The sequence below is a fragment of the Lysinibacillus sp. NPDC094177 genome, from assembly GCF_050279145.1.
Taxonomy (GTDB): Bacteria; Bacillota; Bacilli; order Bacillales_A; family Planococcaceae; genus Lysinibacillus.
The window spans coordinates 30,000-52,591 of the sequence record NZ_JBNNTW010000007.1; the positions used below are offsets into that span (position 1 = coordinate 30,000).

A 22,592-nucleotide genomic window follows, 5' to 3' on the forward strand; every position below is an offset into this window, starting at 1 on the left:
TGACAGCATGACAGATAAACTATTTAACAGCTTAGAAGAAGCCGAAAATTTTCTTAAAGAGCAATTTGGTGACGGCGAATCGTTTGACATTAGTATTACGCATGTATTTGTCAAAGATTTGCCGGTTCTTTGCATATATATAAGCGGACTTGTGGATGGGATAGTGTTAACACAATTACTCTCTAATATGTTGCCTGATGAGGACATTGATATTGAGGATGAAAAGGAGTATTTTGAAGCCTATTTCAATTTCCAAGGTCGTTCAGAGCAAACCAAACGTGAAGCCATATTATTAGCCGTATTAAGTGGACAGGTAGCCTTTATAACTAAAAATGGTTATGGCTATGTTGCAGAGATACGAAGTTATCCAGGACGTACCCCTGAGGAGCCTGACAATGAAAAGGTAATTCGAGGATCTAGGGACGGTTTTGTTGAAGGTATTTCACAAAATGCTGCTTTGATTCGTCGACGAATTCGCAATAGTAATTTACGTTTCGAGCTACATAAAATATCCGAAATCGGGCAAACCGATGTTGCGCTAGTGTTTATAAAGGGTATTGCGAGTGATGAAACGCTCGATAAATTGCGACAGCGTATTAAACAAATTAATCATGATGGTTTGACTATGACTGATAAATCACTAGAGGAATGGCTATTTAAACAGAAGTTTCATCCAGTTCCTTTTGTACGATATACGGAACGACCAGATATTACCGCAGCGCATTTACTTGAGGGACATGTAGCCATTGTTGTCGATACGTCTCCTTCTGTAATTATTGTGCCAGCAACGGCCTTTCATTTACTGCAGCATGCTGAGGAGTATAGGCAGGCACCATCAATCGGAACCTTCGTCCGTTTTATGCGCTATTTTGGAGTAATTACTGGTTTATTATTATTACCTATGTGGTATTTATGTGCAACGCACGGGATACATTTACCGGATGAGTTATCCTTTTTAGGGGCAAAGAAAAAGTCACATATCCCACTATTACTACAAATACTTATTGGAGATATAGGGATAGAATTTTTGAGGATGGCCGCCATTCATACCCCATCACCATTATCCACTGCGATGGGGTTGGTTGCGGGTATAACTATAGGTCAGATTGCTATTGATGTTGGGGTATTCTCGCCAGAAGTAGTGTTATATACAGCCATTTCAGCTATTCTGACCTTTATAATTCCGTCTTATGAACTGGGTATCTCCATTAAACTCTTTAGAATATTGTTGTTATTAATGACTGGAATTTGGGGAGTTAATGGGTTATTTATTGGGTTCTTTTTATTATTTACGTATTTATGTTCATTACGTCCGATGCAAGCGCCATATCTGTGGCCACTTATTCCGTTCTTTCCAAATGCGATGCTTCGCGTACTTGTCCGTTTCCCAATGACAGCAGATGCATTAAGACCTTATGTAGTTGATTCCGAACATCGAAAAAGATCATAAGAGCCGTTGCACTCGTTTTTTTCATGTGATAAAGTTCACATATAGTATTTTGTGATTTTTGCGAAAATTGTCTTCATTCATCAAAAGGTTCACCACGACACGGTGCTGGCATATATATGATATTAGCCCTCGTGTACTGTTCGAGCCATTGTCGAATGATACCTCTGAACTGAAAAGGATAGTAATATGCTATTTCCATTTTAGGTGCAATTTTTATCACAAAATGGAACGATGTGAAAAGGGAGAGATGCACATGCATTTATATGGAACACAAGCGATTTCTGAAGATGGACATTTAACGATAGGACAGGTAGATACATTAGAGCTTGCAAAAGAGTATGGTACACCTTTATTTGTGTATGATACAGCGCTTATTCGTAAGCGTGCACGCGGCTTTATTGATACGTTTAAAAAACTAGGTGTAAAAGCAGAAGTAGCTTATGCTTCAAAAGCATTTGCATGTGTAGCTGTGTACCAGTTAGCGGCAGAAGAAGATCTATCTTTAGATGTTGTCTCTGGTGGAGAATTATTTACAGCTTTAAAAGCTGGATTCCCCGCAGAGCGTATACATTTCCATGGTAATAATAAAAGCATTGCTGAGTTAGAATTAGCCTTTGACTCGAAAATCGGTTGTATTGTAGTGGATAACTTCTATGAGATTCAACTTTTACAAGAAATCTCAGAGCGCCGTCAACAAAAAATGCGTATTTTACTACGTGTCACGCCAGGTGTTGAGGCACATACGCATGATTTCATTACGACAGGCCAAGCAGATTCTAAATTTGGCTTCGATTTAAATAATGGCCAAGCAGATGAAGCTTTCCAACAAACTTTTAACCATGAATACCTAGAGCTTCTAGGATTACACTGCCATATTGGCTCTCAAATTTTTGATACAGCGGGCTTTGGCTTAGCAGGAGAAAAACTAATTGATAAAATTTCTGATTGGAACAAGACTCACGATTTTACGTGTACTGTGTTAAACTTAGGAGGGGGCTTCGGAATTCGTTATACTGAAGAAGATGAACCGCTTGAGCCACAAGTATATGTAGAGGATATGATTACAGTTGTAAAGAACAAAGCGACTGTACTTGGTTTAACTATGCCGGAAATATGGATTGAACCAGGGCGATCACTTGTGGGTGATGCAGGAACATCACTTTATACAATTGGTTCACAAAAAACAGTACCTAATGTTCGTAAATATATTGCTGTCGATGGTGGTATGAGTGATAATATTCGTCCGGCATTATATGATGCGAAGTATGAGGCGGTCATTGCGAGTAAAGCAAATGAATCCAAAAATGCAACTTATACAGTGGCTGGTAAACTTTGTGAATCAGGCGATAAATTAATTATTGATGCTAAGCTTCAGGAAGCAGCTTCTGGTGATGTGCTAGCAATCTTCTGTACTGGTGCGTATGGATATTCTATGGCGAGTAACTACAATCGTGTGCCACGACCAGCAGTTGTATTTGTAGAAAATGGAAAGCATCAATTAGCAATTCGACGCGAAAGCTATGAAGATATTGTCCAAAACGATCTCCCGCTAACGTTAAAAAAGGGTGAGTAAATTTGAGAAAAAACAAATGGGTATTACTAGCGTCCATTTCAACTTTTATTTTGTTGTGGGGCGTTGTCTATTGGGTATTGGCGTCTAAAGGTATTCTCGGACCTGGTTCGTAAGACAGAAATTGACTTGCGGTAAAAGTACAAATCGTGTAGGATAGTCAAAGATTATGTACAGCTAGAAAAAGAGGGAATAGACAAATATGTTAATTCGATATAAGAAAGCTTTCGAGAAAATAGCAATGGGGCTACTCTCGTTTATGCCTAACGAAAAAGACATAAAAAAGCTCAAAGAGACAATCCACTCCTATGAAAATGATGATAATTGGGTTTTATATTTATGGAAAAAGAACGATGAGTATGTTGGCATTGTTGGACTTGTAACAGACAGTAATAATATAGCTACGATTCAACATGTTTCCGTTGTCCCTTCTTATAGAGGTGAAGGCGTTGCGAAGGAAATGCTACAGGAAGTGGCAGAACTTGGCCAGTACGAAAGTGTGCGTGCAACGGGGGAAACACGTAATTTTGTTAAAAAATGTATAAATTGTATCGATGAAGAAGCAGACGATCATTGACGTCTGCTTTTTCTTTGTTTGCTTTCTTGACGCTCGGCAAGAATATGTGAGCGATCTCGAAGCATATGTTTATGAAGAAGATAGTTATAGCTACTTGATGGTAAAAGCTGTATGCGAACAAATACTAATTCCTCCAATATAGGTGAAAGAGGAAGCTGAAATGCATGAAAGGACTTGCCCATTTGGATAGCAGAAAGTGAATTTAATAGTTGTGTTAGTAGTATTTCGTAGTCGATTTCGTCAAAAAAGATATGTCCCATATTATTTTGAAAATTATTGAGTGCTTTTTCTAAGATTCGCGCAGCGCCAATATTATTGTCACGTCGCCAATGATATAAACCTGTTGCGAGTTGTACGTATCCAACGAGAGGATGCTTTTTATCACCTGGAGCAATTTCCTTCCAGTATTCTTCAAGGACTTCATGGCATTCAAAAAAATCTTGATTACCATTAAAAAAAGCACAATAGTCGATAAATAAAGTGTGATGCTGTGGATGCATTTTGGACTCCTTTCTACTATACTAAAAGAACATAGAATCTCAGGGTGGTAAAACAATGTCTTATGAAGTAAAATTAGAAGCCTTTTCAGGGCCTCTTGATTTATTATTGCATTTAATTCACAGATTGGAAATTGATATTTATGATATCCCAATGGCTGAAATTACTCAACAATATATCGACCATATACATGCTATGCAGGTACTGGAGTTAAATGAAGCTAGTGAATATTTAGTGATGGCTGCAACATTATTGGCCATTAAAAGTCGAATGCTCTTACCAATTCACGAAGGTGAGCTAGAAGATGCCGAATTAGAAGTCGACGGCCCAGACCCTCGTGAAGAATTGGTGCAACGTTTAATAGAGTATAAGAAATATAAAGAAGCAGCGAGTAGCCTGCAAGAGCTTGAAACAGATCGGGCACAGGTATTTACACGGCAGCCAGCAGATTTATCAGAGTTAACATCGGATGAACAAATGGCGTTATTTGATTTGAACGTCAACATCTATGACATGCTTGGGGCATTTCAAAAGCTAATGCGCCGCAAAAAATTAAAAAAACCATTAAAGACAACTGTAGCGAGACAGGAACGCTCAGTGAAAGATCAAATGCGTTCGGTTGTCGATTCATTACGAACTACAGGTGGACGTGCATCATTTTTCGAGCTTTTTCCCTATGAAGATAAGCCAACGCTTATTCTGACGTTTTTATCCATTCTTGAACTAATGAAACGTCAGATCGTCATCGTAGAGCAAAATGGTAACTTTGAAGAATTAACAGTTACTTTACAGAAGGAGGAATGGGATGATGACGAAAACATTGATGCTACAGAGTAGAATAGAAGCCTTATTATTCGTTGTTGGAGACGACGGTTTAACTATTAAACAATTGTCGCAACTTTTAGGCGAACCGGAAGAGTTAGTGTTGCAGACAATGGCAGCGTTAAAAGCAACATATGAAAAAGATTTAGAAAGAGGTATTACTGTAAAAGAAATAGCTGGAGTTTATCAGCTTATCACAAAATCTGAATTAGCAGATACCATTCAAAGATTAGTAGAAAATCCAACTGTTCAATCATTATCGCAAGCCTCGCTTGAGGTATTGGCTATTGTGGCATACAAACAGCCAATTACACGTGTAGCAATTGAAGATTTGCGTGGTGTGAAATGTGAAAGGCCAATACAAACGCTCGCTGCTAGAGGGTTAATTAAGGAAGTTGGCCGTTCAGAAGGAACTGGGCGTGCAATCTTATATGGTACAACAAAAGAATTCTTAAATTACTTTGGTTTAAATAATATAGAAGAAATGCCGCCTTTACCTGAAGATGAGCTAGTTGAAACAGAGCAAGAAACAGATTTATTTATGACTAAATTCCAAGAAACCTTTAGTGGAGTAAAGTAAATGAGCAAGGTGTGAATTAAAGGTATAATGCTTTGTTTGAAGCATAAATATAATCTATATTTTCCTATTACTTATAATAAGGAGTGGCTCGTTGCTTCGGTTAGTACGTTTAGTATTGTTAATGATAGTCGTGGTAATGTTAATGCTTCCACAAACCAGTTTAGCACGAGGAGGTAGCGGATATGCTGTCTTAGATGGGGATACGGGCCGTGTTTTATTTGAATCAAATAGTGATGTACGGTTACCAATTGCTAGCTTAACAAAAATTTGGACAGCACTTGTTGCTATTGAAAATAGCAATCTTCAAGATGAAGTGGTTATTTCACCGAGAGCTGCAACGGCTGAGGGCTCGTCAATTTACTTGCAGGCGGGTGAAACAGTTACAGTAGAAACTCTGTTATATGGTTTGATGCTTCGCTCAGGGAATGACGCAGCAACCGCTTTAGCAGAGCATGCTGGTGGATCGGTAGAAGGATTTGTAAAGTTAATGAATGAGCGGGCTGTTGTTGCTGGTCTCACAAATACAGTATTTATGAACCCGTCTGGCTTGCACCATGATGAGCATTTATCGTCAGCGAGAGATACTGCTGAAATGTTGAGAATTGCTCTTCAAAATAAAACTTTCAAGAAGATTGCCTCTACAGTTCTATTTCGTGCCAATACTGAAAACGGGATGTTATGGGAAAATAAGCATCGTTTATTACGAGAAGGGTCAGGGGTTGCAGTCGAAATAGGCGATGAGACACAACAACCTGTTAATGCATTAAAATCAGCAAAAGGTTCAGCATTTGCCGGAAAAACAGGTTTTACAAAGGTGGCTGGTCGTACCCTTGCAACTGCCTTCCAAAAGGACGGGCAAACCTGTATTGTCGTCACTTTGAATGAATCCGATGACTGGAATGTACATCGGGGTTTAGCCAACAAGGTTTGGCAAGATTACAGTCTTGAGACTGTAGTGAAAAAAGGTAAATATAAAGTCAATAAAAATCTTTCCATTCGTTTAGAGGAACCAATTCTTTTACAGTTAAATAAAGAAGAAAAAGAAAGTGTAAGACAAGTTTTGCATGTTTCCAGAAAACGTAAGGAAGGTGTACTATCCATCTTTATCGGCGAAGAGCGTATTTATGCAGTGCCAGTAAAAGTTGAATCAGCGGATCGTTAAAAGCGATACGCTGATTTTTTTGTTTTTGACACACATGCAGGATAACGATTGTAGACGACGCCAGTTCCTATCGAGCTGTGTGAATAAATTAGTTTTATTTAACAAGTGATAAAAAATTTGGTAAAATTAATTATGGTGACATTTAATTGAATTTTCTAATATTTGTAGGGGGGTATTTATGACCAAAGAATCAAAGAGTAAGCAATATCAAATAGGGTTTATAATAATTTTATTCTTGTCAAGCTTTATTGCTCCCGTTATCTTTTTATATCCTATTCAAGAGTTGCTCTATCGACCTAAAGATTACTACTTTTTTGATCCTTTTTTTACAGCATATATTCTGATGATGGTAGTATTAATCATGCTAGCAGTCACGTTATTAGTCAATTTTTTAGTGACTCCTAAAACAAAAAAAAGGAAGAATATTCAACGAGGAATCGTGGTAACATCGTTTGTAATTGCTGGTGCATTGATATTTTTATGTATTAATAACTATCAATATATTGATACAAAAGGATTTCATATGAATCATTTTTTTAGTTTGCAAGAGGATTTTACAAGCTGGGAAGATATTGTGAAAGTTGAACAGACTATTGTAGAAAAAAATGGTGTGAGTTCACCAGATAAATTGATTTTTACATTACAAGATGGTGCAACAATTGAACAATCTTTAACAGGAAAGTTATCAAGCGCTAAGCAATTTATTAATGAAGAATTAAGTAACTATGGACTTAAAATCGAAAATAAATATAGTGAAAATGAGTAATTTTGAAAGGCTGCCGAAAATGGTGGCCTTTTTTCTGTTTTATTGAAAATTTTTAAATGTGATTGCTATTTCATTAAAAATAATAAGAGGGTATGGATAAATTTGATTATCGCCAAATGTTGGGGTGACATTTGTTAAAACGTATGCCATTTATCTTCATTCAGTAGAAGACTCCTACCTCTAAAAGTGGTGAGATGAATGCAGATGCGGTTCCATACAGTAGATGTCCAAACAACTACTGAAATATAGGAATTATACTAAGACCGCCATGCTCTGCTACGTTAACACTACGCTTTCGCGCAAAAAACATCTGTTGCTGCCGCTGCGCTTTCGCACAAAAAACATCTGCTGCTGCCGCTGCGCTTTCGCACAAAAAACATCTGCTGCTGCCGCTGCGCTTTCGCGCAAAAAACAAATGCTGGCTCAAGCGGCTCATCGGACACCTCTAGTCGGAATGGAAATCAATCCCATGTAATGGTGGTGATTCTTAAAATTCAAGTGCAAATTATCCAGAAACTAGTTGATAAAAACTATTTCAAATAATTTAATTACTTATGCATAATTAGTTTTTCTTTAATAATGTATAAAAGTATGACATAATTTTCACAGATTAGCGGGAAAAATAACCTTATTCATAAAGTGCGAATGAGGTTTAAAGTTTGGTTTCTAAACCAAGGTGAATGAAAACTAGAGGTGAAAGAATGGAAAGATTACAAAAGGTCATTGCCTATGCTGGTGTGGCGTCTAGGCGTAAGGCGGAACAATTGATTGTAGAAGGTAAAGTAAAAGTGAACGGAGTCGTAGTGCGTGAGTTAGGGACAAAGGTTTCCAACTCAGATACGATAGAAGTAGAAGGCGTGAAGCTGGAGAAAGAGGATAAAGTTTATTATTTACTATATAAACCACGTGGTACGATATCGGCTGTAACAGACGACAAAGGACGTAAAACTGTCACAGATTTGTTTAAGCATATTCCGCAACGAATTTTCCCAGTTGGCCGTCTCGATTATGATACATCGGGCTTATTGCTATTAACAAATGATGGTGAATTCTCTTATATGCTGACACATCCGAAGTTTAAAATCGACAAAACATACATTGCTCGTGTTAAGGGTGTTCCAACGATTGAAGGTTTAAAACAGCTTCAACGAGGAATTAAGCTTGAAGATGGCAAAACAGCTCCAGCAAAAGTTAGTATGACTTCATTTGATGAAAAAGCAGGTAAGGCAATCTGTGAAATTACTATTCACGAAGGGCGAAATCGTCAAGTGCGTCGCATGTTCGATGCAATCGGTACTCCTGTTGTTAAACTAAAACGTGAACGCTTTGCCTTTTTAGATTTATTTGGACTAGCGCCGGGGGAATATCGTGAATTATCAAAGCATGAAGTGAAGCAATTGCGCGTGTTAGCGGAGACAGGAAAAATCGGATAAATAAGCATTTTTTTAAAAGAAAGTGAAATACTTCTATGTGTAATAGTAATGTATTCACTTTCTTATTAGTGTAATCGTTCATAAATCATTCATAATTATTAGCTAAGCGTTTGTGTTTCATTTTGCTATAATAGGTGGGAATGGTATACCTAGATTAGTTTATTCTGATGAAATCGGTTCCATCATTTATCAGGCGGTGTTTGACGCATAAGTGAATGACAAATATAAAATTTGACAAACATAAATGTTGTAAATTATACGGTGAAAAACTATACATATGAGTGTTTGTATGAAAGCTTAGCGTCAATTGGAGTTACTCAAAGCCATCATTGATAGGGGGTTATTAACTTGGAGAAAAAGAAAAAACGTCTCGTCATTCGTACCGTAATTTTGGCAGTTTTAGTATTAGCAATTGGTTACACGGTATACGGAACAGCGACAAAGGATAAAGTAGAGTTAATAGCAGTTGGCTCTAAAGCACCAGACTTCACGTTAGTAGATTTAAACGGTGAGAAACATAAGCTGTCTGATTATAAAGGACAGGGAGTGTTTTTGAACTTCTGGGGTACTTTTTGTAAGCCTTGTGAGAAGGAAATGCCTGCAATGGACCGTCAGTATAAAGTTTATAAAGATCAGGGTGTACAAACATTGGCGGTCAATATTGCACAAACAGATTTTGAAGTACAGAATTTTGTCGATAGACACGAATTAACGTTCCCTGTAGTTATTGACAAAACGAAAAGTGTTATGACTGCCTACAATGTAGGTAATTTACCAGCAACTGTCCTTATTGATCCAGATGGTAAAGTAGTCAAGATTACTACTGGTGAAATGACGGAGGAAAATATTGCATCGTATATGGAATTAGTGAAGCCAAAATAAGGAGAAAATGACTATGGAAAACATCATTTGTGCTTGTGGTCATAGTAACCCATACGGCACGAAGCTTTGTGAGAAATGTGGTCGTCCTTTAACAGAGGAAGGTAAACAAACAAAAGTTGTTGATATGCGCTACGACGGAACGGCGATTCGTTCAAAAACGTATAATAAAACAGTCATCGATAAAATTTGGAATTTCTTCTCGAATGTAAAAGTGGGGATTGCCCTCATTATTATTACGTTGGTCGCAGCGTCAATTGGAACAATACTACCGCAAGCGATTTATGTTAATGCCCCGGAACCTAGTAAAGCAGAGTATTATGAGAAAGTGTATGGTGTGTTGGGCAAACTCTATAATAATTTAGGACTTTCTCATTTGTATAACACTTGGTGGTTCCAAATTTTAGTGGGTATGCTTGCGATATCTATTATTGTTGCGAGTTTAGACCGTGGTTTACCATTGCATAAGTCTCTAAAAAATCAACGAGTTAAACGTCATGAAAGTTTTATGAAGCGTCAACGTATCGTTGCGGAAGGACAAGTGTCAAACCCTGATGAAACGCTAGATAAAGTTGAGCAAAAAATGACTGAATTAAAATATCATGTTCGTCGTGATGGAAGTGCACTTCTAGCAGAGCGCGGTCGTTTTGCTCGGTACGGCCCATACATAAATCATGTCGGTCTCATTATCTTTTTAGCAGGTGTTATGTTGCGCTTATTACCTGGTTTTTATGTGGATGAGACGATTTGGATACGTGAAGGTGAGACACGAGCTATACCAGGTATGGACGGCTATTTTATTAAAAATAATAAATTTATTTTGGAAACCCATGGTAATAAGCCCCAGAACGAGCAAATGAACCAAGGTGTAAATGCTATGGCGAAAAATTATCAAACAGACGTCACATTATACAAACAACCTGAGGGAGCCCTTCCTGGAGATTTAGACAATCTTGAAAAATTAAGAGATTACTCTATTCGTGTTAATCATCCGTTAAAAGAAAACGGTTTTGCGCTGTATCAAATGAATTATCGTCTTAACGAATTGAGACAGATGAATTTTAATTTAGTGAATAAAGCAAATGAAGAAGATTCACTTGGTCAAATTCAAATTGATTTAACGAATCCTAAAAAAGAATATGATTTAGGAAATGGTTCCTCAGTACAGATTCTTGTTTATACACCAGATTTTGCTGGCTTTGATAATGGTGAACCACAGACAAAATCATCAATACCAAATAATCCAGCATTTTTATTTAAAATGACAACACCAGAAACTCCAAAAGGTGAAGTAAGCTTTGTAGAAATTAGGAAGCCGCCACTTGAACCACTTGGTGAAAACAAATATAGAATGAAATTCGCAGGAGCAGAGATGCGTAATTCATCAAACTTTACAATTCGTAAGGACAGTACGATACCAATTTTATTTGTAGGCGGTATTATTTTCATGATTGGTGTAGTAATTGGCTCGTATTGGAACCACCGACGTTTATGGTTACAGGTGGAGCCGGATGGTCAAGTGTTGATGGCTGCCCATGTGAATAAAAATATGTTTAGTATGAAAAAGGATTTAGATACAGTCACTACTTTTGCTGGTCTACCACCATATATAGATCAGGTAGATAAGCCTGAAGATGACAAGAAATCCACTAAGCGAGGCACTAAAGAAAAGGAAGGTGACAACACCTTATGAGTTTGATTGACATAAGTGGAAACCTATTATTTGTAGCATTCATTGCCTACCTAGTTGCAACTTTATTATTTGGTGGTTCGATAAAGCAATCGAATGCAACAGGTAAAAATACCGAAAAATGGGGCAAGGCTGCAATTGTTGTAACAATTATCGGTCTACTTGCGCAGCTTGGTTATTTTATTACTCGTTGGATTTATTCAGGCCATGCACCAGTTAGTAATATGTTTGAATTTACGACTGCGTTCGGTATGTTCGTTGTTGGGGCATTCGTTTTAATTTATTTTATTTATCGCGTGACTGCTCTAGGCTTAATAGCATTACCTGTGGCGATATTAATAATTGCTTATGCGGCGATGTTCCCGACCGAGGTTAGTCCTTTAGTGCCGTCTTTACAAAGTTACTGGTTAACAATTCACGTTATTACAGCTGCTTTAGGTCAATCAATTTTAGCAATTAGTGCAGTAGCAGGACTAATTTATTTATTAAAAGTAGTTGATTTAAAGAAGCCTTCTAAACAACGTTTCTGGTTAGAAGCGGTAATGTTCTTCCTTGTGGTAGTCGTTGGTTTCGTGGTTGCTACATCAGTTTTTAAAATGATGGATTACGATTCAACATATACTTATGCTGATAAAGAGGGTAATGAACGTCAAATTACCTACCAAATGCCTCCGCTATTTGGCATGAATGAATATAAGGCAGTGGAAGAACATGGCATGTCTCCGTTAGTAGAAATGCCTGCACTCATTAATGCGAAGAAATTAACAACAGTTGTGTGGTCATTATTAGTAGGATCTGTTTTGTACTTATTAATTCGATTAATTGCACGACGTCGAATTAGTGAGATTTTCCAACCTTTTGTCAAACGAGTGAATTTACAATTAGTGGATGAAATTGGTTATCGTTCAGTGATAATTGGCTTCCCAGTATTTACGTTAGGGGCTTTAATCTTTGCAATGATTTGGGCACAACTTGCGTGGAGTCGTTTCTGGGGATGGGATCCGAAGGAAGTGTGGGCACTTATTACATGGTTATTCTATGCAGCATTCCTACACTTACGTTTATCAAAAGGCTGGGAAGGTGAAAAATCTGCATGGTTAGCATTAATTGGTTTCGGAATTATATTATTTAACTTAATTGCTGTTAACTTGATCCTTGCAGGTTTACACTCATACGCTTCAGCTTAAACTGATTTGATAAAAACTGATTAACTTCTTTCAGCAATTGTTTATGTAGCGAAAGCAAAGTGTCAGCTACAATTATTTTCTGTATCGAAAGCGTAGCGACAGGTACAGAAGTCTCCCACCTTTATTGGTGGTGAGCTGAATGCGAATTTAAGTTACTTTTCAGCGGATGTCCAAACACCTGCTGAGATTTATAGCACATATGAGATTTTTACGTCGCTAGTATTAGAAAGAAAGGCCTTCTTGCTGTGGCAAGAAGGCTTTCTTTTCTTTTCAATATGTACTGTACCATGTACAATAGAGGGTAGAGAAAGATTAGAAGAGAGGGATCGTTAAAGTGTCAGAAAATATTTCAGTATTAGTAGTAGATGACGAGGATCGTATTCGACGCTTATTGAAAATGTATTTAGAGCGAGAAGGGTACCTTGTTGACGAAGCAGAAAATGGTGAACAAGCGATCGAAAAATCTTTAGAAAAAGAGTATCACTGTATTTTACTAGACATTATGATGCCTGAAAAAGATGGACTTGAAGTATGTGCGGAAATCCGTGAACGAGCAGCAACACCGATTATTTTATTAACTGCAAAAGGCGAGGAAGCGAATCGTGTACAAGGCTTTGAGCTTGGAGCAGATGATTATATTGTAAAACCATTTAGTCCTCGTGAGGTTGTGTTACGTGTGAAGGCTATATTACGTCGTTCTCAAGCCTTCTCGCCTTCGACAAATGCTTCTTCTTCAAAAGATTTAGTTGTATTTCAACATTTAATGATCGATCATGATGCTCACCGTGTAACAGCAGAGGGGATCGAAGTAAATTTAACGCCTAAAGAGTATGAATTGCTTTATTTCCTAGCGAAATCACCAGACAAAGTATTTGACCGTGAACAATTACTAAAAGAAGTTTGGCATTATGATTTCTTTGGCGATTTACGTACAGTTGACACACATGTAAAACGTTTACGTGAAAAGCTCAACCGTGTCTCTGAAAACGCAGCGAAGATGATCGTTACTGTATGGGGCGTTGGCTACAAATTTGAGGTTGTCAATGAATAGAATATGGAATAGTGTTGTCGGGAAGCTATGGGTAACCATATTGCTTCTCGTTTCATTTGTATTATTTGTTTTCACGGTTTTAATGCTTGAGTTTCTTCAGAATTACCATATGCAGCAAGCAGAAAGCTCTTTGCGTCAAACAGCAGCAACCGTTGCAAGTATAGTAGATGATAAAAAAACAGCAGAGTCGACGTCGGAATTATTAAAAGATATTTTACCCGAAAGTACGAATGCGCTAATTGCTATTAACCATGACAGAGTTTCTTTTGCTTTGCAGGAAGGTGTAAATAAAAAAGAAATCCAGAATATGATTTTAGCTAATAAATCGTTCCAAGAAGTTTTTCAATCAGATAAACCGATTATTAAGGAAATGCTGATGCCGTCTTCTACAGACGAAGAAAAAATGGAATCGTATGTTGTGCTAGGTTTCCCGCTAAATGTGGAAAATACAGTGCACGGGGCTGTTTTTATTTATCAAAGTCCAGATGCACTGCATAAAACATCAAAAGAGACGACGAAAGTTGTCTTTTTATCTGCGTTCATTGCCTTTGTACTAACGACATTTTTTGCGTTTTTCCTTTCATCGCGTATTACGTCACCATTACGTAAAATGCGTGAGTTGGCATTTGAAATTTCTAAAGGGAATTTTGAAGCGAAGATGCCGACTACGCAAAATGATGAAATCGGCCAGCTTGCTGTTGCTTTTAATCAAATGGGACGTCAATTGAAACACAATCTAGAAGTGATCAATCAAGAAAATGAACAGCTTTCAAATATTTTAACATCCATGACAGACGCAGTTATTACGTTTAATCGTGATCGTACAATATTATTAAGTAATCCGCCCGCGGACCGTTTAATGCAAAAATGGTTTGTCAATAAAGGTTCACAAAGTGCGAAGCCAATTCCGCCAGAGCTTTATCATATGCTCGATCATGTACTGATGTTTGAGGATAAGCTTGAAGAAGAAATTGAGATGGATGGAAGTTACTATACGTTTACGATTAGCCCTCTTTATAGTGAAGAATCGATACGTGGAGCGGTTGCAGTTATTCGTGATATGACTGAGCAGCATCGCCTAGAAAAACTACGCTCAGACTTTATTGCCAATGTGTCTCATGAGCTACGAACGCCGATTTCGATGCTCCAAGGTTATTCAGAGGCCCTAATGGATGATGATTTTATTCAGGATCAAGAAGAACGTAATGAGATTACAAAAATTATTTATGATGAATCGAAGCGTATGGGACGCCTCGTAACAGATTTATTAGACCTTGCGCGTATGGAATCGGGGCATATGACGCTTTACAAGGATGAACTCCCAATCAATTCAACATTTGAACGTATTACTCAAAAATTTGCACAGGTTGCAAAAGAGAAGCATGTTCGTCTGATATTTGACAGTGAATTTAATGCCGAAGCTACGATTAGTATAGATGAGGATCGGATTGAACAAGTATTAACGAATTTAGTTGATAATGCTCTCCGTCATACTGATGAAGGATCTGTAACAGTGAAGGTTGAGCAGGAGCCAACCTTTGCCAAAATATCTGTCCAAGATACAGGGCATGGTATTCCACAAGAGGACTTACCATATGTCTTTGAACGTTTCTATAAAGCAGATAAGGCACGTACTCGTTCTAAAGGCGGAACTGGACTAGGGTTAGCTATTGCTAGAAATATTGTCAAGGCACATTCAGGAAATATTATGGTAGATAGTGTACTGAAAGAGGGGACTACCTTCACGTTTTATTTACCATTCGATTAATATCATCACTATTGAAATGGTATTAATTGGCTGTAACTTCTGAGAACATTTAGACGACAAATATAATAGAACGGGGGTGGAGTGCTTTGAATGACTCCGTGTTCCATCGGTTATACGATGCATATCATCAAGACGTGTTCCAGTTTCTTATTTATTTAGTAAAAAACCGTACACTTGCTGAGGATTTAGCGCACGAGGTTTATGTTCGCGTATTACGCTCATATGATCAGTTCGCAGGAAATAGTAGCGAAAAGACATGGCTTTTTGCTATTGCTAAAAATGTCGCTATTGATCATTTTAGAAAGCAGGCTGTACGTCAAAAACATTCACTTGATTTTTTTGATTGGGAAACGGAACAGCTACATTCAACCACACCATCACCGGAAGACATGTTGCAGGCCAGTGATGAATTTATGCAAGTACAATCAGCACTTGAACACTGTACAGGTGACCAAAAAATGGTCATTATTATGCGATACTTTCAAGATTTATCGATTGCAGAAACAGCGCAAATACTAGATTGGACAGAAGCGAAGGTAAAAACCACTCAGCATCGTGCCATTAAATTTTTAAGGCAACAGCTACAACAGGTTAGAGAACAGGAGGCGAAACGGCAGTGACACATAATCAATTTGATGATGACCAATTTGAACATGTATTGAATAATGCCCCTAAGCTTTCTGACCGCCGTTCGAAAGAGGAAATATTAAATCGATTATTGGCAGATGCTCGCTTGCAGGATAATGTCCATCTTCAAGAAGCTATACAACAACCATTAGATGATGAAATAACATCGCATGAGCAACAAAAAAGTACCGAGACAGCGATACTAAAGAAGAAAGTTCGTAAATGGCCAATCTTTATGAGTGTTGCAGCTGTTTTCGCTTTAACAGTGCTTACAGGCACCATGTTCATGAAAAACAATGATGTGAAGATGGATCAGGCTAATGCTCCTGAAACTTCTCAATATTCAACAATACAGGATAATCGTGCAGCAAAAAGCTCTATCAACCATGATAATCTTATGGAGTCCAATATAGTAGCAGAACATAAACGGATCATGTCTCTACGATCATCCGTTTATGAGGAAGATTTAACAGATGCAGTGGTGTTCCATATTGGTTTGGCAAATCGTGATAAGGAAAGTGTACCGATGACATATATCATTCCAAATGAACGAGTTGCTACTGATTTTGGGAAGAAAAAGCCTACGACATTACAAATGTATGAAAAGTATGCGCCGCAAATTGATGAGAAAGCTAATGGTTTTACTAACTATCATCCGTATAAAGGCGAATTGAAGGAGAAGGGCGATAAACTAGTTCATGTATTGCCAAAGAAAAATGACTATGATGTCGCTTCTAAAGATACTGGCGAATATTTAGGAACTTTACAAGATACATTCTCAGACTCAGAGTATAAAGATATTGAGTTTGAAAATCCAGATGGTACAGCATACGAGTTTTCCAAGCAAGAAGAGCCTAGTAAGATTATGGAATTAACAAACTCAAATCATTTTAATTATTATTTATATAAAGATGATAATGGGTCTGAATATTTATCACCCGATTCCCGCAAAACTTTTTCCACTGTAACAGAAGCTCTTACCGTTATGCGAAATAAAAATGATGATATATACGTTTCAGTCGTACCGGAAAATATAACATACACTGTGAAAGAGGTAGCAGAAGGCGTTATTGTTACATTTGATGAGCCACTTGATTTAACGACAATGGATGCTGTTCGAGCAACTCAAATGATTGAAGCTATGATGCTTACTGCTGCAAGCTTTGATAAACAAATACGGCTAGACAATGTTGTACAGGAGAGCTGGGAGGGATTTGATTTTAAAAATTTCTTGCCAAAGCCTGTGGGAGCCAATAAACGATATATGCCATAAATAGCATGACGCTAATCTTCAACAAATGGATGAACAGAAATTAATAAGTAAATTTTTTGAGCATTCTCGCCGCTGTATGTGCGTGAATGCTCTTGTCAGTTTATTGACGGGTAGAGTAATCAGTGGGGATGGAGAAAAGGCTATTAGCGAGAATCTGTAAAACATACAAGTTTAATCGGGATTTTTTAAGCAAAGCTATTTACTTTTCCCTAATAATTCTTTATAGTAAGGCTATGAAACAAAAAAATATTGATTCATCTTCGGGGCAGGGTGAAAATCCCGACCGGCGGTAATAGAGTTGTAAATCGCTAATATTTCATTTTAGACACATTAGCTCGAATGATTTACTAAATACTCTTTAGCCCGCGACCTGTGCAAATTATTTTTTGCATGGCTGACTTGGTGCAATTCCAAGGCCGACAGTTAAAGTCTGGATGGGAGAAGATGGAGGTACGATCGTCATTCATTGTTATGAATTTAGCTATGTACGAGCGTTTTTTTGATGTGGATTCACACAGCATATGCTCAAAAATAGTTAATTAATGGCGTTTTTTAATCATGCCTATTCTCCCTTATGCTTTTTTGCATAGGGGTTTTTTCATGATAATACTTGATTAGGTCGTAACCTTTCTTCTTGCGAGATTGAATCAGCAAAGAGGAGAGAGTTTACTATGAAGAAAAATGTTAAACTTCAATCGTTTATTACGATTGGCATGCTGAGCAGTATTTCGTTTTTATTAATGCTTTTTAATTTCCCTATTCCGCCATTCCCAGCGTTTTTGGAAGTAGACTTCAGTGATATGCCAGCACTACTTGCAGCAATCACAATGGGGCCTGTAGCCGGTATTTTAGTAGAATTATTTAAAAATGTGTTAGACTGGATTTTCTCAGGTACGCCAACAGGAGTACCGGTAGGACATATTGCGAACTTTGTAACAGGTATTTTATTTATTCTACCAGTAAGCTTTGTTTTTAATCGCTTCAAAACAGTTAAAGGTCTTATCGGAGGATTAGCTGCTGGAACAATCATAATGGCAGTAGGAATGAGCATTCTTAACTATGCAATATTTTTACCTATGTACACTTACTTTTTAGGTATGGAGCCTGTTGTAGGTGATTCACTATATAAAATGATCATAGCTGGTATCTTGCCATTTAACATTGTGAAAGGTATTTTAATTACTATCATCATGGCGTTACTATTCACAACAATGCGTAAATGGATTAATAATCAGCGTTCTATGTATTTACAAAATAATTGAAATGAAACCTCGAGCTGTTAAGTGCTCGAGGTTTTTTTATATGAAACGGATAGGTTAGACGAGCAGAACTAGTAAAGGATAGGATAGGATAGGATAGGATAGGATAGGATAGGATAGGATTTGAGTCAAAGTGAAGGAAAGAACTGACAAAGCGACTGATAGAAAAGTCAAAGCGAAGGATAGAAAAGCCAGAGCGACGGAAAGAAATGCCGAATTGGATAATCAAAGTGATCGATAGAATTAATCTAGTCGAGCTTAGTATTTTAATGTAGAATAAGGAAGAGTTTAGTATGTTAGAGGAGTTTGAAGAGATGAGCGAAAAAAAGAGTCAGTGGTCTAGTAAACTAGGCTTTATTTTAGCGTCGGCAGGAGCTGCGATCGGGCTAGGGGCAATTTGGAAGCTCCCGTATGTTACAGGACAAAGTGGTGGGGGAGCGTTTTTCCTTATTTTTGTCCTATTTACATTGTTGATTGGTTTACCGATGCTATTATCAGAATATGTTTTAGGTCGCGGTACACAGTCTGAGGCTGTGACTGCCTATAAAAAAATTGCGCCTACGAAAACAGGCTGGGCTTGGGTTGGACGTATGGGCGTGCTCGGTTGTTTTTTATTATTAACTTTTTACAGTGTTGTAGGAGGTTGGATTTTTATATATAGTGGCCTTGGCGTGACTGGGGCTGTTATTGATCCTGGCAATGACCCTAGTGAACTATTTGGAAAGATTGTAGGAACACCCTGGATTACATTACTAGGTTTGGGGTTATTTACGCTAGTAAATGTACTAGTCATTTCACTTGGTGTGCAAAATGGTATAGAGAAGGCAAGTAAGTGGATGATGCCTTTATTATTCATTATGTTTATTGTGCTTGTTGTGCGAGCCTTAACATTAGATGGGGCAATGGAGGGAGTTAAATTCTTCTTGTGGCCTGACTTTTCCAATATAACTGGGAAATCTATATTAGAAGCGTTAGGGCAGTCCTTCTTTGGCTTAGCGGTTGGATTTTCTTGTCTAGTGACGTATAGCTCTTATTTAAAGAAGGATGTAAGCTTACCGAATTCTGCAGGCTCCGTTGTTATACTTACTGTGCTTGTATCGTTTTTGGCAGGATTAGCAATTTTCCCTGTTGTATTTGCTTTTAATTTAGAACCAGCATCTGGACCGGGCTTATTATTTATGGTACTTCCAACAGCATTTAGTCAAATGCCATTTGGTGAAGTGTTCTTAGCGATGTTTTTATTATTATTTTTATTTGCAACGCTAACTTCTTCCTTTAGTTTATATGAAATTATTGTAGCTGCATTTATTGAGAAGGGGCGTATGTCTCGTTCTACATTGACAATGCTACTAGGTGTAGTAGTCTTTATTGCCGCAATCCCAGCAGCGCTTTCATCAAGCACGTTAGCGGACGTATCGATCTTTGGAAAAACAATTTTTGATGCAACTGACTTTTTAGTTTCTAATTTAATGCTTCCGTTGGGCAACTTATTGATTGCGATCTTTATTGCGCATGTAGTTGATAAAGAATTTGTGAAGAGGGAATTGTTAATAGGAAGTCATATGGGGCAGGGGTTCTATTCAACATATCGACTATTGATGTTAATAGTAGTACCTTTGGTGATTATTGTTGTGTTAGTAAACATGCTTTTACAATATTAAAAAGAGTAGGTTGTGTTCCGTTTTACGGGAATGCAACCTACTTTTTTTATCTTCGTTCAGTAGCACACTCCCACCTCTGAAGGTGGTGAGATGGACACTGATGTGATTCCTTTTCATTGGGTGTAGCAATTTATCTGTGCGAAAGCAAAGCGACAGCCACAATTACGCATGGTAAAATGGAATGATGGGGGCAACAATAGCATTAATATTCGCTAAGCGATAGTTCGCCAAACCAGCCTTCTTTAATGATCTGTCTTGCCTGCTCTTCGCTTTTAGTCATAGGGAATACTTTATCGACTTGCGAAATAGCGAACAAGTTGCGAATAAAATCATCGACGACAATAATGGCGATTTTCTTTTCTTTTACAGATACTTTCTTTGCGAAATTGACGATCATGCCAAAGCCAGTACTATCAATATTTGTAACTTTTTGCGTATCGATAATGTATCCAAGCTTTGTTTCCAAGTTTAATGATTGAAGCTCTTTTTTTATCTCTTCAATCATCCCATATTCTAAATCGCCAGTAAACGCAATCAAAATATAATCAGCCTTTGTGTCAATATCCATCGCAATTTTCTTCTGATTCATACTATAGCGCCTCCATTTTCTTTTTCGTATTAGAAAATCCTTTAGAAATTAAAACTTGAATTTATTGACTTCATTTTGTAATTTATCAGCGACTGATGCTAATTCATCTGAACTTTGTGTAATTTCTGCAACGGTTGCATATTGTTCTTCTGATGTTGCGGCAATCTCCTCTGTTGCTGCTGCGGAGTCTTCAATGATACGGGAAATATCTTGAATGGCTTGTTGAACACCTAGGGAGTTGTTGTTTACATGTGTAAATGCAGCCTTCATTTGCTCAACGCCTTTTTCTGTTTCTTCGACTTTTTCAACAATTTCCTTTAAAGCAGTTCCTCCTTTATTGATAATTGTTACTTGTTCCTCTACTGCTAGCAGATTACTTTCCATCGTGCGAACTGTCACGGAGGTTTCAGCCTGAATATCATTAATGAGATTTGTAATTTGTCCTGATGCTAAACTTGATTGTTCAGCTAGCTGGCGTACCTCTGATGCAACAACGGCAAACCCTTTTCCTTGCTCTCCTGCCCGTGCTGCTTCGATGGCTGCATTGAGAGCCAGTAGATTTGTTTGCTCTGCAATACCGGTAATAACGGTAATAATGCCACCAATTTCCTCGGAGCGTTTACCGAGTTTTTGGATAGAATCTGTTGCGTAAGACACTGTTTGCGTGACGTCGCTTAAATGCTTGATAGCCTCATTAATTGCCTCTTCACCTTTGCGTGCGATATGGGTCGATTCTATAGCATTATTTAAAGTGTTCTCAGCCTTTTGTAAACTACTCGATACTTCTTCAATTGTTTTTTGCATCATTGACACTATTTGTTCAGCCTGATCAGATTGAGTCGTAGTGCCAACTGCAATTTCATTCATCGTAAGTGCAATTTGGTTAGAAGCTTCACTTGTTTGGTGTGATGATTCTGCTAATGAGTGCGATGAGTTAGCTATTTGGTTGGCGCTACCAGCTACGATTGTCATCGTCTCTGTTAAACGATTTTTCATATCACTAAAGGCATTTGCTAAAACAGCAATCTCATCTTTACCTTTAGGGTTTAATAACTTTACATTTAAATTTAAATTTGCTAACTCTTTGGCGTTTGTACTTAAAATATTGATAGGAGTGATGATTTGTCGCTGTAAAAACCAACTAATTCCAACAATTATTAATATGGCGATTCCTAAGGAAATCGCTACATTTTCCAGTGCAGACTTTGTGGCAATGCTTATATAAGGAGCGGTTGGAACTGCGGTTGCCCATACTCCGATAACATCCCCTTGGCTATTCAAAATTGGGTCATAGGCTCCTTGATGCATACTACCTAAGACATTTGCTGATCCGATAAAACGTTTTTTTTCTCCTAACACAACTTTGGCAACTTCATCAGAAACCTTTGTATTTAAAGCGCGTTCTCCATTCTCGACTATATTTGTACTAATACGAGTATCGTTTTGGAAGATTGAGACCGCGTTTCCGTTTGTTAGCTGTCCAACTTTATCAGCTGCTTCAAAATTTTCGACCATATTAATGTCGCCTTTATACAATTGATTGTTTTTTATGGACCATTCACCAGGAAATTTAGCATCTAAATATTCATAGCCCAATTGAATATCTGATAAAAGTTTTGTATTTGCGCTTTCTAAAAGATTTTTTTTGGCAACATAAAAGTTTATTCCTGCTAAAAGTGTAGTAAGTAACAAAATACACCCGAATATTAACAGACTCATTTTTTTTCGGATTGACACCTTCATGAAAATT

The 22,592-nt window shown here is 37.6% G+C and carries 20 protein-coding genes and 1 riboswitch; of the genes, 17 read left to right on the top strand and 3 right to left on the bottom strand.

The window, feature by feature from the left end; all coding sequences use genetic code 11:
- Positions 1–7: 7 nt before the first annotated feature.
- From ACQKNC_RS13065 to ACQKNC_RS13075, 3 genes are all read left to right on the top strand, one after another.
- The gene (locus ACQKNC_RS13065; RefSeq protein WP_427425265.1) at positions 8–1,450 is read left to right on the top strand and encodes a spore germination protein; all 1,443 of its coding nucleotides are present in this window, start codon (positions 8–10) and stop codon (positions 1,448–1,450) included.
- A 253-nt stretch (positions 1,451–1,703) separates the two neighbouring features.
- Positions 1,704–3,023: a diaminopimelate decarboxylase gene (lysA, locus tag ACQKNC_RS13070; RefSeq protein ID WP_427425266.1), complete on the top strand. Its 1,320-nt coding sequence runs from the start codon at positions 1,704–1,706 to the stop codon at positions 3,021–3,023.
- 199 nt (positions 3,024–3,222) lie between these two features.
- Complete coding sequence (locus tag ACQKNC_RS13075; RefSeq protein ID WP_427425267.1) at positions 3,223–3,597, top strand: GNAT family N-acetyltransferase; 375 nt, start codon at positions 3,223–3,225, stop codon at positions 3,595–3,597.
- On the opposite strand, the gene ACQKNC_RS13080 is transcribed toward ACQKNC_RS13075, so the two are convergent.
- On the bottom strand, positions 3,591–4,097 hold the full coding sequence (locus ACQKNC_RS13080; protein WP_427425268.1) for a DUF309 domain-containing protein: 507 nt from the start codon (positions 4,095–4,097) through the stop codon (positions 3,591–3,593). The genes ACQKNC_RS13075 and ACQKNC_RS13080 overlap by 7 nt on opposite strands.
- A gap of 55 nt (positions 4,098–4,152) precedes the next feature.
- Between ACQKNC_RS13080 and ACQKNC_RS13085 the strand changes: the two genes are divergently transcribed.
- From ACQKNC_RS13085 to ACQKNC_RS13150, 14 genes are all read left to right on the top strand, one after another.
- Complete coding sequence (locus ACQKNC_RS13085; protein ID WP_427425269.1) at positions 4,153–4,932, top strand: segregation/condensation protein A; 780 nt, start codon at positions 4,153–4,155, stop codon at positions 4,930–4,932.
- The gene (gene scpB / locus ACQKNC_RS13090; protein WP_427425270.1) at positions 4,904–5,497 is read left to right on the top strand and encodes an SMC-Scp complex subunit ScpB; all 594 of its coding nucleotides are present in this window, start codon (positions 4,904–4,906) and stop codon (positions 5,495–5,497) included. Before ACQKNC_RS13085 ends, scpB begins: the two co-directional genes overlap by 29 nt.
- A 91-nt stretch (positions 5,498–5,588) precedes the next feature.
- Positions 5,589–6,659, top strand: coding sequence for a D-alanyl-D-alanine carboxypeptidase family protein (locus ACQKNC_RS13095; protein ID WP_427425271.1), 1,071 nt, complete (start codon positions 5,589–5,591; stop codon positions 6,657–6,659).
- Positions 6,660–6,837: 178 nt separating this feature from the next.
- Complete coding sequence (locus ACQKNC_RS13100; RefSeq protein ID WP_427425272.1) at positions 6,838–7,425, top strand: hypothetical protein; 588 nt, start codon at positions 6,838–6,840, stop codon at positions 7,423–7,425.
- Positions 7,426–8,126: 701 nt separating this feature from the next.
- A complete protein-coding gene (locus ACQKNC_RS13105; RefSeq protein WP_427425273.1) occupies positions 8,127–8,858 on the top strand; it encodes a pseudouridine synthase in 732 nt (243 codons plus the stop codon).
- Positions 8,859–9,206: 348 nt separating this feature from the next.
- The gene (gene resA / locus ACQKNC_RS13110) at positions 9,207–9,740 is read left to right on the top strand and encodes a thiol-disulfide oxidoreductase ResA (protein ID WP_427425274.1); all 534 of its coding nucleotides are present in this window, start codon (positions 9,207–9,209) and stop codon (positions 9,738–9,740) included.
- 13 nt (positions 9,741–9,753) lie between these two features.
- Positions 9,754–11,430, top strand: a complete 1,677-nt coding sequence (resB, locus tag ACQKNC_RS13115; RefSeq protein WP_427425275.1) for a cytochrome c biogenesis protein ResB — start codon at positions 9,754–9,756, stop codon at positions 11,428–11,430.
- Entirely contained in the window at positions 11,427–12,614 is a 1,188-nt protein-coding gene (gene ccsB / locus ACQKNC_RS13120) for a c-type cytochrome biogenesis protein CcsB (protein WP_427425276.1), read from the top strand. Before resB ends, ccsB begins: the two co-directional genes overlap by 4 nt.
- A 334-nt stretch (positions 12,615–12,948) precedes the next feature.
- Complete coding sequence (locus tag ACQKNC_RS13125) at positions 12,949–13,665, top strand: response regulator transcription factor (protein WP_049668637.1); 717 nt, start codon at positions 12,949–12,951, stop codon at positions 13,663–13,665.
- On the top strand, positions 13,658–15,433 hold the full coding sequence (locus ACQKNC_RS13130) for an ATP-binding protein (protein ID WP_427425277.1): 1,776 nt from the start codon (positions 13,658–13,660) through the stop codon (positions 15,431–15,433). The genes ACQKNC_RS13125 and ACQKNC_RS13130 overlap by 8 nt, the downstream gene beginning before the upstream one ends.
- Before the next feature lie 86 nt (positions 15,434–15,519).
- Complete coding sequence (gene sigX / locus ACQKNC_RS13135) at positions 15,520–16,053, top strand: RNA polymerase sigma factor SigX (RefSeq protein ID WP_427425278.1); 534 nt, start codon at positions 15,520–15,522, stop codon at positions 16,051–16,053.
- Positions 16,050–17,333, top strand: coding sequence for an RNA polymerase subunit sigma (locus ACQKNC_RS13140; RefSeq protein WP_427425279.1), 1,284 nt, complete (start codon positions 16,050–16,052; stop codon positions 17,331–17,333). Before sigX ends, ACQKNC_RS13140 begins: the two co-directional genes overlap by 4 nt.
- 252 nt (positions 17,334–17,585) lie before the next feature.
- Positions 17,586–17,783, top strand: a riboswitch (FMN riboswitch).
- 221 nt (positions 17,784–18,004) lie between these two features.
- The gene (locus ACQKNC_RS13145; RefSeq protein WP_427425280.1) at positions 18,005–18,595 is read left to right on the top strand and encodes an ECF transporter S component; all 591 of its coding nucleotides are present in this window, start codon (positions 18,005–18,007) and stop codon (positions 18,593–18,595) included.
- A gap of 311 nt (positions 18,596–18,906) precedes the next feature.
- Positions 18,907–20,253 (top strand): sodium-dependent transporter, encoded by a 1,347-nt coding sequence (locus ACQKNC_RS13150; protein ID WP_427425281.1) that lies wholly within the window; start codon positions 18,907–18,909, stop codon positions 20,251–20,253.
- A gap of 202 nt (positions 20,254–20,455) precedes the next feature.
- On the opposite strand, the gene ACQKNC_RS13155 is transcribed toward ACQKNC_RS13150, so the two are convergent.
- Positions 20,456–20,842, bottom strand: coding sequence for an STAS domain-containing protein (locus ACQKNC_RS13155; protein WP_427425282.1), 387 nt, complete (start codon positions 20,840–20,842; stop codon positions 20,456–20,458).
- A 48-nt stretch (positions 20,843–20,890) separates the two neighbouring features.
- Positions 20,891–22,585, bottom strand: coding sequence for a methyl-accepting chemotaxis protein (locus ACQKNC_RS13160; RefSeq protein ID WP_427425283.1), 1,695 nt, complete (start codon positions 22,583–22,585; stop codon positions 20,891–20,893).
- Between the last annotated feature and the right edge of the window lie 7 nt (positions 22,586–22,592).